Here is a 12,557-nt window from a genome sequence, read left to right on the forward strand (position 1 = left end):
GATCCCATACAACTGAGAAGGATTCCTGCTATTATTGAATGGAATTCATGAATGGTGCGGTTTCGACATATTCCTCCCACTCAGTTCCTGAAGGGGTTCGAAGCAGCTTCGCGGCTCGAAAGCTTCAGCCGTGCCGCCGAGGAACTCGGCCTTACCCAGTCGGCAATCAGTCATCAGATGCGCCTGCTCGAGGGCCATGTCGGACAACCGCTGTTCCTGCGCATCGGCCGTGAGGTTCGGCTGACGGATGCGGGGCGCGAGTATCAGCGCACGGTACGCCGCTGCCTCGAATTGATGGAGGAGGGCTACCGGCGCCTGGAGCCCTATCGAAAGCCCGGCAGCGTCGTCATCTATGCGCCGCGGGATTTCAGCCGGCGATGGCTGCTGCATCGCTTGCCCGCCTTGCAGGCGGCTGTCCCTGCCTGCGAGCCCTGGCTCGATACCAGCGGCACTGCGATCGATTTTCCAGACGATGGAGATAGACCTGGCGATCATCCACGCCGAAGCGCCGCCTGAGGGGTACGAGAACCTGCTGATCGCAAAGGACATCCTGTCACCGGTTGCATCTCCGACGCTGGCGGGAACACTGGACGAACCGTCCGACCTGCTTCGGGTCCCGCTCATCCATGACGAGCGGCCGCTTGGCTGGGCAGATTGGCTGAGGGGCGCTGGCGTCGACGCGAATGGCAGTTGGCACGGTAGCAACTTCAGTGATTGCGATCTTGCACTTGCTGCGGCCGAACTCGGCCAGGGCGTGGCGCTGGGCAGCCTGCCGCTGGTCGAGGTTGCCCTGGCAACGCGGGCGCTCGTGCACCCTTACGGCTACGCCCTCGAAACCGGCCGCGCATGGTATGCCCTGTCCACGCGGGACCGGCTCAGGGATGTCGATGTTCAGGGGGTATGGGATTGGTTGGCCGGACAGGCCATGCATGGAGGCGATCGATGACAAGTCCCATGGCATCGGCCGAAGCGACAACAGTGTAGCCATATCGATTTGAATGTCAGCGACCGAGTTCTCGCAGCCATTTCTCGAAAGTTGGCGTCGCCGATTGATCGATGTGGGTAACCGCAGGCACCTGGCCGGCAGCCGCCTTCCGGACATCGCTTGGGCTTAGCCTGAATTCGTGGATGAATGCGCGCGTGAAATTCGCTGCAACGTCGAAACCTGCTTCCTCGGCAATGTCCAGCACGCGCTGGTTGTTGGCCGGATCGCTGAGCGCCGCATAAGCATCCTGCAGGCGCCTCCTGCGTATATAGTTGAGAACCCCACCGCTTGCCTCGAACAACTGGTAGAGGCGAGTGCGGGAGATGCCCATCGCACGAGAGATGCTGTCGGGATTGAGATCCTGCGAGCCGAGGTTGCTGTGAATGTAGTGGTGCACCCGCTCCATCGCGCTCAATGTCAACGGGTTGACGCCGTTTTGGCGACTGGCCGCTGCCTCTGCAAGGCAAGTCACAAGCATGTCTCGTATTGTGTAGACGATCTTCACAAGGTCGCTGGCCACAAGTGTCGGCAGTCTTGTTTCGACGCTGCCGATATAGTCGATCAAAAGGGTCGCGTAGTTGCCCGTGAAGACTGAATTGTTGGCTGCGACCAGCATACCGGCGTGACCGGCGAACAGGTCGTACGGCATATAGAGCAGGGTCACCTCGCTTTCGGTGGCCCTTCCGCGATAGGGGTGGCCGAGCGAGCGAAATGTGACCGTGTCGCGGCGGCTTTCCACGACATGGCCATCGACCTCGGTCCAGGCATTTCCTCTGTGTGGAATGCCGATGTACCAATGGTCTATGGAGCTCGAACGAAGTTTTTCAGCCGACCGTGCGTAGCGATACGCATCGGTGCGCTGCCGCACGAGCAGCATCTTGCCAAGATTCCAGGCCGTATGTTCGGCGGCAAAGCCATTCTGCGGAGTCACCCCGTCAGGCAGGTTGACTTCGACTATGGGCTCCAGGTGAGAACGCCAGATGGAGAATTGTTCTGCCGGTTCGAGTGGCGCTGTTGAAAAACGCAGCGGCGTGAGGGCCGGCGGCGCGGAAAAAGCCGCACCGTTCGCCTGATCGGGTTCGCGTGGCCAACGTCGCCGCTCCACGCGGGGCGTCCCTTCCGGGTCGGCCGACGCGTTCACCCTATCAGGCTGGTCTGAACGATCGCTCACTCAGGACCTCCAACCCGGACCATCTTGCCGAACAAACGCTGCAACCTTTCAAAAAGTTGCAGAGCAAAAGCCGGTTTCTTCTACGTGCCTTGGATTCATGGCGACAATTTGTGGCTGCGGAACCGTCCGGACTGGCCCGCATTTCACGCACGCGTCGTCGCCAGACTTGGCTGAGAGAAATGTACACCGGGATAACATCTCGGATTCAAGGATAACGACAGCTCCAAGAACATATGCTCTAAATATTTAATGCCTAATTACCAATTAACATCGTTAAATATTGGCAGGTAGATGGAGTATAACAAATAATATTTGGAAAGAATTCGAACTGCGAAACAAATAAGCAAAAAAAACTGAGTTTGCGTAAAATCGTTGGAGGCGTTGTTGAGTAGAGTAGCCAACTATTTATTTCGTTCCGAGCCGGCAAATATTGAGCCGACTTGGAACGACATTTTGCGGACACCGCGTCCCAAATCTTCCAGGACAATTCTCGTTGCCGGTGGTGCGGGATTTCTGGGCTCGCATCTGTGCGAGCTCTTGATCCGCAAAGGACATCGGGTCGTCTGTATCGACAATTTCTCCACGGGCAGGCCGGAAAACGTCCGGCATCTGAGGTCGTCGGGGGCCTTCACATTGCTTCGCCACGATGTCGTTGATCCGATCGATCTGAAGGTCGACGAGATCTACAATCTCGCTTGCCCGGCTTCGCCGCCGCACTATCAGGCCGATCCGATCCACACCACCAAGACCAGCGTGCTTGGTGCGCTGAACCTGCTGGAAAATGCTGCCCGCTACAACGCCCGCATCCTTCAGGCCTCGACTTCAGAAGTTTATGGCGATCCGAACGTTCATCCGCAAGTCGAGAGCTACTGGGGAAACGTCAATCCGTTCGGGCCGCGCTCCTGCTATGATGAAGGCAAGCGTTGCGCCGAGACACTGTTTCACGACTTCGGCAGAATGCGTGGCGTCGAGATCAAGATTGTCCGCATCTTCAATACCTACGGACCGCGCATGCGGCCCGACGATGGCCGCGTTATCTCCAATTTCATAGTCCAGGCTCTCCAGGACAGGGATATCACCATTCATGGCGACGGTTCGCAGACGCGTTCCTTCTGCTTTGTCGATGACCTGATTGACGGTTTCCTGCGCATGATGGCGTCGCCGCCGTCACTGACGGGGCCAATCAATCTGGGCAATCCGGTCGAGTTCACAGTCGGCAAACTCGCCGAGCAGGTGCTTGCCCTGACCGGGTCGCGATCGCGCGTTGTTCATCGCCCGTTACCGACAGACGATCCCCGTCAGCGGCGTCCCGATATTTCGCTGGCGATGCGCGAACTGGGTTGGCAGCCCAGGGTGGTGCTGGCCGAGGGGTTGAAAAAAACCATTGCTCATTTCCAAGCCGTCCTCGCCGCCGAAGGCCGCGAGCTTACGGAGGTGGCATGATGGGCAGCCGGCGTATCCTCGTTACCGGTGGCGCCGGCTATATCGGAAGCCACACAGCCAAGCTGTTGCGGTCGAGAGGCCTGGAGCCGGTGGTCTATGACAATCTGGCAACTGGAAACCGTTCGGCGGTACGCTGGGGGCCATTCGTGCACGGCGATGTGCTGGATACCGTTCATCTGACGCGCACGATGGAGCGTTTTCAGCCGACGGCGGCCATTCATTTCGCCGCTTCCGCCTATGTCGGCGAATCCGTCGAGGATCCTTCAAAATATTACCACAACAACGTCGCGGGGATGCTGTCGCTGCTCGACGCCGCCCGGCAGGCCGGGCTGGAAAAGGTCATCTTCTCATCCAGTTGCGCGACCTATGGCGTGCCCGCCAGTCTTCCGATCGCCGAGAGCATGCCGCAGGTTCCGATCAATCCCTATGGCAAGACAAAGCTGATCGCGGAACATATGCTGGCCGACTATGCCACCGCGTTTGGCCTGCACTATGTGGCGCTGCGCTATTTCAACGCCTGTGGAGCCGATCCCGAAGGTGAGCTTGGCGAGTGGCATGATCCCGAAACGCATCTCATTCCGCGGGCGTTGCTGGCTGCCGCCGGCCGTATCGAAAGGCTCGAAGTGTTCGGCGACGACTATGACACCGCCGACGGCACCTGCATACGCGACTACATTCACGTCAGTGATCTCGCCTGGGCACATGTACTGGCCTATGAGCATCTGGCGCGGGGTGGCGGCAATCTCGCCGTGAATCTCGGCACCGGGCACGGTGCCTCGATCCTCGAGATCCTCGAAACCATCGATCGCGTCACCGGGCACAGCGTCCCGATCGCCATCCAGCCGCGCCGCGCCGGTGATCCCCCCGTGCTCTACGCGGATCCGAGTCTTGCCCGCTCGACGCTTGGCTTCTCGCCGCAATATTCGGATCTCGACACCATCGTACGTACGGCAGCGCCTTTTTTCGGTCTGGAGGTGCAGCCATGATGAGATCCTCCATCATCGAAAACCGCTGTGCCCGACCGGCTCAGAAGCCGTTGCTGGCTCCGGTCCTCACTGGTCATCGCCGTGCGGAGTATTTCGTAGGCGTCGCGCTCTGGTTCATGGCGCTGCTTTATTTCTGGGTCTGGTGGCTCCAGCCGTCCCATCACTTCAGCCTGTTCGGAAGTGCTCTGACCACCTACGAACTTGCCTGGATCACACTGATGCCGGCCTATCTGATCGTTGTCTTCGCGCGTGCCCGCCATCCCACCGGTTCCTTGCGGATACCTGCAGGCAGTCGCGTCGCCATGGTGGTGACCAAGGCACCCTCGGAGCCGTTTTCGGTCGTTGCCGAGACCTTGCGCGCGATGCTGGCGCAGACCGTTCCGCATGATACGTGGCTTGCCGATGAAGATCCTTCGCCCGACACAATTGATTGGTGCCGTTGGTATGGCGTCTTCATTTCGACCCGTCGCGGCCGACCTGACTATCATCGCCCCGCATGGCCACGGCGCACGCGCTGCAAGGAAGGCAATCTCGCCTTCTTCTACGATCACTACGGTTACGACCGCTACGATTTCGTTTCGCAGCTGGACGCCGATCATATCCCGGAACCCGACTATCTGTGGAACATGCTGCGGCCTTTCGCCGACCCGTCGATCGGCTATGTTTCCGCGCCGAGCATCTGCGATCGCAATGCTGACCGAAGCTGGTCTGCTCGGGGGCGGCTTTATGCAGAGGCAAGCCTGCATGGGGCGATGCAGGTTGGCCACAACACCGGGCTCGCTCCACTCTGTTTCGGATCACACTATGCGGTGCGCACGGCCGCGCTCAAGGAAATCGGCGGCCTGGGGCCGGAACTGGCCGAGGACCATTCCACGACCCTGATGATGAATGCACACGGCTGGCGTGGCATTCATGCGGTAAACGCAATCGCACATGGCGACGGGCCCAGTACTTTTGGCGACCTCGTTACCCAGGAATTCCAGTGGTCCCGCAGCCTGGTGACGCTGCTTTTGCAATATTCGCCGGTCTATGTGCCTCGCCTGCCGCGGCGCTTGCAGTTCCAGTTCCTGTTTTCCCAACTTTGGTACCCGCTCTTTTCTTCGCTGATGGCTTTGATGGTGGCGACACCGGTCATCGCGCTGCTGCGCGACGAAAATTTCGTGGCTGTCACCTATCCGGACTTCCTGGCGCATTTCCTGCCGCAATGGCTGATCCTCATAGCGCTGTGTTTCCGTTGGCGTGCCGCAGGCTGCTTCAGGCCGGTCGATGCCAAGATCTGGAGCTGGGAAAGCGCATTCTTCCTGCTGGCCCGCTGGCCGTGGGCCCTGGCTGGCAGTGTCGCTGCCGTGCGCGACTGGATGACGGGAACCTTCGTCGAGTTTCGTGTTACTCCCAAGGGAGCTTCGGAAGTCGATCCGTTGCCCTTCAAAGTGTATGCGCCATACGTGGCGATCGCCGTTGGCTCCGCCTTGCCGGCCTTGTTGATCGAAGACGCGGGCGCAGGCCGCGGTTTCTATCTCTTCGCAATCATAAACAGCGCTTTCTACGCCATGCTGACGGTGGTCATCCTGGCCAGGCACGGTCGCGAAAATCGCATGAAGGTGGTCAGCCGGTTTTATCGCCCTGCCGTGACCGCGGGCGTTCTTTCGATGATCGCGCTGCCTGCTTTTGCTGCTGTCCTGCACGGCCGTGAGAGCGTCGAAGTTCTCGCCTGGGGCGCGCAACACCTGCAGTTGTTCGAGGAGCGCTATTCGGCTGCCGGTGCCGGGATCGGCCGCACGGAACTGCGCAAGACGGTGTTCAGGCCACATTGGCGCTGGGCCGTCGAGGATACGACGGAGTGAGTACTGAAACTTGAAACGGGGGCGCCGCAAGGCGTTGGGTGCCATGAAAATCGCAGTCATTGGAACCGGTTATGTCGGCCTCGTCAGTGGGACATGCTTTGCTGAATGGGGTCACGAGGTGATCTGCGTCGACAAGAATGTCGACAAAATCTCGGGTCTCCTCAAAGGGCGATTGCCGATTTACGAGCCGGACCTCGACAAGATGGTTGCACGCAACCAGGCGGCGGGACGACTTGCCTTTACCTGTGATCTTGCCGCGGCGGTGACGAATGCACAGGTCGTGTTCATTGCGGTCGGCACGCCTTCGCGGGCAGGGCAGGGCGATGCCGATCTTTCGTTTGTCTACATGGCGGCGCGCGAGATGGCGCCGTTCCTGGCCGAAGGCGCAGTGGTCGCGGTCAAATCGACGGTCCCTGTCAGTACCGGCGATGCGGTGGAAAAGATTATCGCCCGTGCGCGTCCGTATGGGTCGTTTTCGGTAGCCTCCAACCCGGAATTCCTGCGCGAAGGCGCGGCGATCGGTGATTTCATGAAGCCGGACCGCGTGGTCATCGGCGTCGAGGACGGTCGCGCGCGGGCTGTGATGGCAGCCCTCTATCAGGGGGCGCTGGGCGATATTCCGCTCGTCTTCACGGACAGGCGCACGTCGGAGCTCATCAAATATGCCGCCAACGCCTTTCTGGCCACCAAGATCACATTCATCAACGAGCTGGCGGACCTCTGCGAGAAGGTCGGCAGCAACGTGGGCGAACTGGCGCTGGGTATCGGGCTCGATCGGCGCATCGGCACCAGCTTCCTCAATGCCGGCCCAGGTTACGGCGGATCCTGCTTCCCGAAGGATACGCTGGCGCTGCTGAGGACCGCTCAGGACTACGGCGTGGTTCTGCGCATCGTGGAGGAAACGATCGTCGCCAACGAGGCCCGTAAACGCAAGATGGCGCTCAAGGTCATCGAGGCTGTCGGTGGTGACGTCGAGGGGCTGACGATTGCCGTGCTCGGATTGACCTTCAAGCCGGACACCGACGACATGCGCGAAGCGCCTTCGGTGCCGCTCATCGAGACACTGCAGCGTTATGGGGCCATCGTCCGTGCCTATGATCCGGTCGGACTGGAGAACGCTGCACGTATGCTGGAGGACGTCACCTTTCTGGACGATCCCTACGAATGTGCTCGCAATTCGGATGCGGTGGTGGTGCTTACCGAATGGGACAGCATCCGCCGCATCGACCTAGGCCGTCTCAGGCGGCTGGTGCGGACGCCGGTGCTCGTCGACCTGCGCAATGCGCTGGAACCGGGCGCGGCGTCCGCCGCAGGATTCCACGTTTCGGTGGTCGGGCAACGCTCCGAGCACGCGGAATGGGCGACACCCACAACGGACGAACCGGATTTCGAAAAGACAGCTTCCGGCTTGCCGCGGATGCTGCGTGGAAAGTGAGGCGCGGATGAACAGTCATCACATCGATTGCCTGCGGCGCGGTGGTGTTGCACCTGGCGCATGGCCGTTGACGGTCGCGGCTTTCGGCCTCGCGCTGTGTTGTGGAACGGCGACCTCTGCCGCCGAGCCAGGCGCGCTGCCTGCCCAAGCGAGAGCCATGACCGCCCTCGAACTCTATGACCTCTACCGGGACAAGACCTGGCAGTGGAGCGATGGCGCGGGACGCTTCCAGGAAGAAGGTCGCATTTTCCGGGCCTGGTCTGGCAACGGAGCCAATGCCAGTTGGGCAGAGGGACGTTGGACCCTGACCAATGACGGGCAGTTGTGCCTGCGGGCTGTGTGGCACGGCTCCAGCGGCAGCTCCCCCAACAAGACCTGCTTCCGCCACATGGTTCATGACGGCACGGTCTATCAAAAGAAGGAACCGTCCGGAGGCTGGTACGTGTTCAGGCACACGGCGCCGGACAAGGACGACGAGTACGGAAAGCTCGTCAAGCAAGACACAGTGAGCGCCAAGGTGATGGCCTACCGGCCGGTGGCGCAGGCGACAGAAACCCCAAAATTCGCACCATTGCCGACGCGGGCGCCGGTCGGTGCGTTTTGACAGTGGAGAACGACAATGAAGAGGAAACTTGCAGCTATCGCGCTCTCGTGCGCGGGACTGATGCTGACTGGGGTAAGCCTGGCGGCCAACAAACGTCCACTTGGAATCCCCAATGAAAACTCGGCGACGGCAACCATGCCTTCCGACAAGCGTCCAGTGATCACCCCGACCTCTGTCGGCTTTGGGGCTTATGACCCCCATGGTGATTTCGGCACCGACGCCAACTCGAAGATCGAGCATCTGTTCCTGCCTTGGGAGGACGTCGACCTTCGCACCCTCGCACTGGCGGACGACTACGCGCAGAAACGCGGGCGGTCGCTGCTGGTCACCGTCGAACCATGGTCGTGGTCGCCCAACTGGCGGCTGTCTTCATCGCAACTGTTGCACAGCATCCTGAGCGGTGAACGCGACGGCTACATGGCCGCGGTCTGCTCTGAAGCGGCCAAGTTGAAGAGCGATGTCACCATCCGCTGGGCACAGGAAATGGACGAGACCAACAACCAGTTCACCTGGGCGCACTGGAATCCAGCCGACTATGCGAAAGCCTACCAGCGCATGGTGACCGTGTGCCGTGAGCACAACAAGACCGCCAAATACATGTGGTCTCCATTGGGGAACGCAGGGCTGGAAGCATTTTATCCGGGCACCAATTTCGTCGACATCGTCGGCCTGTCGGTGTTCGGCTATCAACCCTACGACCAGGGTGTCGTCGGTCACGAAACGAGTTTCGTCGAGCAGATGCGGGAGAAGTACGCCCGCGTCAAAGGCTTCGGCAAACCGATCGTGGTTGCAGAGCTCGGTTATGAAGGGGATGCCGGATACGTCAAGGATTGGGCGCAGACTGTCGCCAAGTCCTATCCCGAATTTCCCGAGCTGAAGGCGATCGTCTATTTCGATGACCGCGAGGTCTATCCGTGGCCGAAGGGATATGGCCTGCCCAACTGGCGTGTCGTGCAGACGCGCGAAGCATCCAACTGATGAGAACCAGGGCGGGAGAAAAGAGATGACCATTGCACAGAGACTGATCATGGTTGCGGCATTGGTCGGCGCGGCGGGGGCCGCTACGGTTGCCGCTTCGGCCGCGCCAAGCGCTGCCACGATCAGACAGGCCGAACCGCTCAGCAACGACGATCTCTATCGGCTCTACAGCCAGCGGTCGTGGATATGGAAAGACGGCGCCGGGTATTTTGCCGTGCCGCAGCGCCGTTTTTCGGCATGGACTGGGAAGGGCAAGGACGCTTCGTATGGGGTGGGAAGCTGGTTCATTGCCGATGCAGGCCGGCTTTGTTTCAGAGCCGACTGGTACGCCAAGAGCGGCGCCGCGCCAGCCCTCACCTGCTTCAGCCACCGCAGGAAGGGCAACGTCATCTACCAGAGGCGTGAGCCCAAGGGCGATTGGTACGTCTTTGCAAACGCGCCGGTCCGGAAGGGTGATGAAATCACCAAGCTGCGTCGGGGCGACTATGTCGTCGCGAAACTGGGCAAGGTCGAGGACAAACTGACACTCGGGCGCTGACCCGAGCAATTCCAGGAAAAGTGTGTAACGGTTTTCCGTCCGGAATTGCGTACAAACAAAGAGCCTGAGCGTTCCCGTGTTTCCGTGAAAAACGGAAACGCTCCAGTCCGGCAGCTGTTCGAGCAGCTGCCGGTTCCCTCTTGAGGACGTCTGGCGTCAGGTTCTGAGGAAACAGTGCGAGGTCTGCCCGAAGCCGCTTGGCGAGCAGATATGCGGCGCGCGACCATAGAATCGCACGTTATCGGAAATGTTCTGCGTGCTCTTGGCCACCGCAGCGCGGCGGCTGACCGTCGCGATCCTGCTTTTAGGCTTGATGACCTCCGCCGTGAAGGCATGGCTCGTCTGCGTGGTAACGGACACGGATCTTACATTGCTGTCGGTAATGGAGTTGCAGCCCGATAGGGCCATTGCCACGATCGCGGCACAAAGCAGCGGAACCGTGTGAAGCTTACTGCCGGCCCGGGAGGGGGCAGCCTTCGAAATCGAAGCCATCCTGTCATTCCTCATTGGTTGGGGCATGCACGTATGCAACCAAGAGATACACCGAGTCGCTTAAGACACCGTGGAAACAACGCTGCAAATGCACAGCTTTCGCGGAGCCTGTTCTTAACGACTTGCGTGGAAGTGGGCGACGGTTCCGTACTGCTACAGCGGCACCGTCTTGATTGCCGGGGCCTTCTAGCGTCGCTCTCCCTCGCCCGACAGTAAAAAATAATCGCAGCGCGAAACAATCGAAGAGTGTGGACGTTGGAAGAAACCTCCGTCCGCCCCGCTCGGATGATGGATCGCTTACCGTGCCTCGGTGAGGCGGTCATTGCCGTGCAAAGAAACATTCACTGCGCCGTTCCGAAACTCTGGCCGACGGGGTCCGCGCAAAAAACATTCGATATCGATGGCATGGAAAGAGGCGTTTTTCTTTCCCGTGAACTCAATTTCCGTAACGATTATCGATATCGAACATTGAATGGCGACGGACCCTTCCGGCTTCATTGCCCGGGACAAGTACGCTCTTCCGGAGAACGGGATATTGCCTTGACAACAACCGACCAGCAAAAACCACGCCTTTTCCTGCTTTCTCCCAATTTTGAGGATGCGGCATATCCTGAGCAGCGCTTCTTTTGTCGCCATTCGGCGCTGGTCGAAGGGGTCATTGCTTCGTTTCCGGTACTTGAGGATCTGCTGGATATCCGACGGATCGATTTCAAACGGCCGCGTGCAGAGGTTGTTGCCCTGGTCGGAGAGGCAAACCAGGCATTGCCTGTTCTCATACTCCGGTCCGGTGAAACATCGGGACAGGCTTCAGGTGAAGCCGGTGGCAGGCAGTTCGTTGCTGGTGCCGAACCGATCATCGCAGTTCTTGTGGAGCGCGAACTCATCCCGCCGCCTCATCCCTAGAGGTCGGGTGGGAGCCTTTCAGCGAAGTGAGCGGGGCATTCCGAATTTCGCTCATCCGCTGAAAGGCTTTTCTCCATAAGCGGTCAATTTCGCCAAATAGACTATAAAGTCTATAGAATTAATCGACTAAAATCCCCGGGAATACGCGATCAGAAAGGGGATGACATGTCCTACGTCCTGAGTGCACTGGATAAGAGCCCGCTTGCCGGCCAGGACAGTCCGACGGATGCCCTGAAGCGCACCATCGCATTGGCACAGCTGGCGGAGCGCCTGGGCTACCATCGCTTCTGGGTGGCCGAGCATCACAATGTTCCCGACCTTGCCAGCTCCTCGCCGGAAATCCTGATCTCCCATCTGCTCGCCCACACCAACCGTATCAGGATCGGTTCGGGCGGTGTCATGCTGCAGCACTACAGCGCCTACAAGGTGGCGGAGAACTTCAACCTGCTCGCGTCGCTGGCGCCAGGCCGCGTTGACCTTGGTGTCGGCAAAGCGCCAGGCGGCCTGCCGCTGTCGACCCGTGCACTGCAGGCAGATCGCGATCCGTCCCGCAAGTCTGACTTTGCGCAGCAGATCGCGGAATTGGGTGCCTATCTTGACAGGCAAGGGCCGGTGGAAGGGTTGGCCGCAACGCCCTTGCCGACGATTGCGCCGCAGCGTTTCCTGCTCGGCGCCAGTGTCGAGAGCGCCGAACTTGCCGCGGCACATGGCTGGGAGTTTGTTTTTGCCCGCCACCTCAACGGTGACGATGCCCTGCTCGATGCGGTCGCGTCGACCTATCGCAGCATTGCCGGTAAGGCGCCGATCGTCGCCGTATCGGCGATCGTTTCGGAATATGCCGGCGAGGCCATTGCCGAGGCGGAAAACACCAAGCTGTTCAAGGTGCATGTGCCGGGTGCCCAGAGCGTAACGGTCGGCAGCGCGGAGCAGGCCGAGGAATATGCCCGTCAGGTGGGCGCCGCCGAGTATCGCATCGAACCGAAGCAATCGAGCGTGATCGCCGGCACGCCCGATCAGGTGTGGTCCGAATTCGATCGCCTGGCAGATCGTTACGGCATCGCCGAATTCATCGTCGAACCGGCCGTCAACGGCTCGTGGCGTCTCGCCACGCTGGAGCTCCTGGCGCGTCGACGCTCGGCTGTCGCCGCGTAAGGCGCAACCCGACCAGGAAGAAGGAT

The 12,557-nt window shown here is 60.0% G+C and carries 13 protein-coding genes; 12 read left to right on the top strand and 1 reads right to left on the bottom strand.

Going from position 1 to position 12,557, the window contains the following annotated elements; all coding sequences use genetic code 11:
* Positions 1-51 precede the first annotated feature (51 nt).
* The gene (locus ACFWYE_RS21500; protein WP_379114143.1) at positions 52-516 is read left to right on the top strand and encodes a LysR family transcriptional regulator; all 465 of its coding nucleotides are present in this window, start codon (positions 52-54) and stop codon (positions 514-516) included.
* Positions 473-946 carry a LysR substrate-binding domain-containing protein gene (locus tag ACFWYE_RS21505; protein WP_379114144.1) on the top strand — a complete coding sequence of 158 codons (474 nt, stop codon included), beginning with the start codon at positions 473-475 and terminating at the stop codon, positions 944-946. Before ACFWYE_RS21500 ends, ACFWYE_RS21505 begins: the two co-directional genes overlap by 44 nt.
* A gap of 55 nt (positions 947-1,001) precedes the next feature.
* On the opposite strand, the gene ACFWYE_RS21510 is transcribed toward ACFWYE_RS21505, so the two are convergent.
* Positions 1,002-2,156 (bottom strand): helix-turn-helix domain-containing protein, encoded by a 1,155-nt coding sequence (locus ACFWYE_RS21510; protein WP_379066665.1) that lies wholly within the window; start codon positions 2,154-2,156, stop codon positions 1,002-1,004.
* A 429-nt stretch (positions 2,157-2,585) separates the two neighbouring features.
* On the opposite strand from ACFWYE_RS21510, the gene ACFWYE_RS21515 reads away from it, so the two are divergent.
* The 10 genes from ACFWYE_RS21515 (at position 2,586) to ACFWYE_RS21560 (ending at position 12,531) form a co-directional block, all read left to right on the top strand.
* The gene (locus tag ACFWYE_RS21515) at positions 2,586-3,599 is read left to right on the top strand and encodes a UDP-glucuronic acid decarboxylase family protein (protein ID WP_379114273.1); all 1,014 of its coding nucleotides are present in this window, start codon (positions 2,586-2,588) and stop codon (positions 3,597-3,599) included.
* A complete protein-coding gene (gene galE, locus ACFWYE_RS21520; RefSeq protein ID WP_379114275.1) occupies positions 3,599-4,585 on the top strand; it encodes a UDP-glucose 4-epimerase GalE in 987 nt (328 codons plus the stop codon). The genes ACFWYE_RS21515 and galE overlap by 1 nt, the downstream gene beginning before the upstream one ends.
* Entirely contained in the window at positions 4,582-6,429 is a 1,848-nt protein-coding gene (locus tag ACFWYE_RS21525) for a glycosyltransferase family 2 protein (RefSeq protein ID WP_379114145.1), read from the top strand. The genes galE and ACFWYE_RS21525 overlap by 4 nt, the downstream gene beginning before the upstream one ends.
* A 43-nt stretch (positions 6,430-6,472) precedes the next feature.
* Positions 6,473-7,864, top strand: a complete 1,392-nt coding sequence (locus ACFWYE_RS21530; RefSeq protein ID WP_379114146.1) for a UDP-glucose dehydrogenase family protein — start codon at positions 6,473-6,475, stop codon at positions 7,862-7,864.
* Positions 7,865-7,871: 7 nt separating this feature from the next.
* A complete protein-coding gene (locus ACFWYE_RS21535; protein WP_379114147.1) occupies positions 7,872-8,468 on the top strand; it encodes a DUF995 domain-containing protein in 597 nt (198 codons plus the stop codon).
* A gap of 15 nt (positions 8,469-8,483) precedes the next feature.
* Positions 8,484-9,446 (top strand): glycoside hydrolase family 26 protein, encoded by a 963-nt coding sequence (locus tag ACFWYE_RS21540; protein WP_379066673.1) that lies wholly within the window; start codon positions 8,484-8,486, stop codon positions 9,444-9,446.
* Positions 9,447-9,471: 25 nt separating this feature from the next.
* A complete protein-coding gene (locus ACFWYE_RS21545; RefSeq protein WP_379114148.1) occupies positions 9,472-9,984 on the top strand; it encodes a DUF995 domain-containing protein in 513 nt (170 codons plus the stop codon).
* A gap of 256 nt (positions 9,985-10,240) precedes the next feature.
* Complete coding sequence (locus ACFWYE_RS21550) at positions 10,241-10,429, top strand: hypothetical protein (RefSeq protein ID WP_379114150.1); 189 nt, start codon at positions 10,241-10,243, stop codon at positions 10,427-10,429.
* Between the two features lie 302 nt (positions 10,430-10,731).
* A complete protein-coding gene (locus tag ACFWYE_RS21555) occupies positions 10,732-11,379 on the top strand; it encodes a DUF3088 domain-containing protein (protein WP_379114151.1) in 648 nt (215 codons plus the stop codon).
* Between the two features lie 165 nt (positions 11,380-11,544).
* Positions 11,545-12,531, top strand: coding sequence for an MsnO8 family LLM class oxidoreductase (locus tag ACFWYE_RS21560; RefSeq protein ID WP_379066681.1), 987 nt, complete (start codon positions 11,545-11,547; stop codon positions 12,529-12,531).
* Positions 12,532-12,557: the final 26 nt, after the last annotated feature.

The sequence above is a fragment of the Mesorhizobium sp. NPDC059025 genome (assembly GCF_042739655.1).
Lineage (GTDB): Bacteria > Pseudomonadota > Alphaproteobacteria > Rhizobiales > Rhizobiaceae > Mesorhizobium.

Excerpts from the sequence above, each read along its gene's own strand:
- ACFWYE_RS21505 (WP_379114144.1), top strand. The coding sequence starts at position 473 with ATGGAGATAGACCTGGCGATCATCCACGCCGAAGCGCCGCCTGAGGGG.
- galE (WP_379114275.1), top strand. The coding sequence starts at position 3,599 with ATGGGCAGCCGGCGTATCCTCGTTACCGGTGGCGCCGGCTATATCGGA.
- ACFWYE_RS21500 (WP_379114143.1), top strand. The coding sequence starts at position 52 with ATGGTGCGGTTTCGACATATTCCTCCCACTCAGTTCCTGAAGGGGTTC.
- ACFWYE_RS21530 (WP_379114146.1), top strand. The coding sequence starts at position 6,473 with ATGAAAATCGCAGTCATTGGAACCGGTTATGTCGGCCTCGTCAGTGGG.
- ACFWYE_RS21560 (WP_379066681.1), top strand. The coding sequence starts at position 11,545 with ATGTCCTACGTCCTGAGTGCACTGGATAAGAGCCCGCTTGCCGGCCAG.
- ACFWYE_RS21535 (WP_379114147.1), top strand. The coding sequence starts at position 7,872 with ATGAACAGTCATCACATCGATTGCCTGCGGCGCGGTGGTGTTGCACCT.
- ACFWYE_RS21545 (WP_379114148.1), top strand. The coding sequence starts at position 9,472 with ATGACCATTGCACAGAGACTGATCATGGTTGCGGCATTGGTCGGCGCG.
- ACFWYE_RS21525 (WP_379114145.1), top strand. The coding sequence starts at position 4,582 with ATGATGAGATCCTCCATCATCGAAAACCGCTGTGCCCGACCGGCTCAG.
- ACFWYE_RS21540 (WP_379066673.1), top strand. The coding sequence starts at position 8,484 with ATGAAGAGGAAACTTGCAGCTATCGCGCTCTCGTGCGCGGGACTGATG.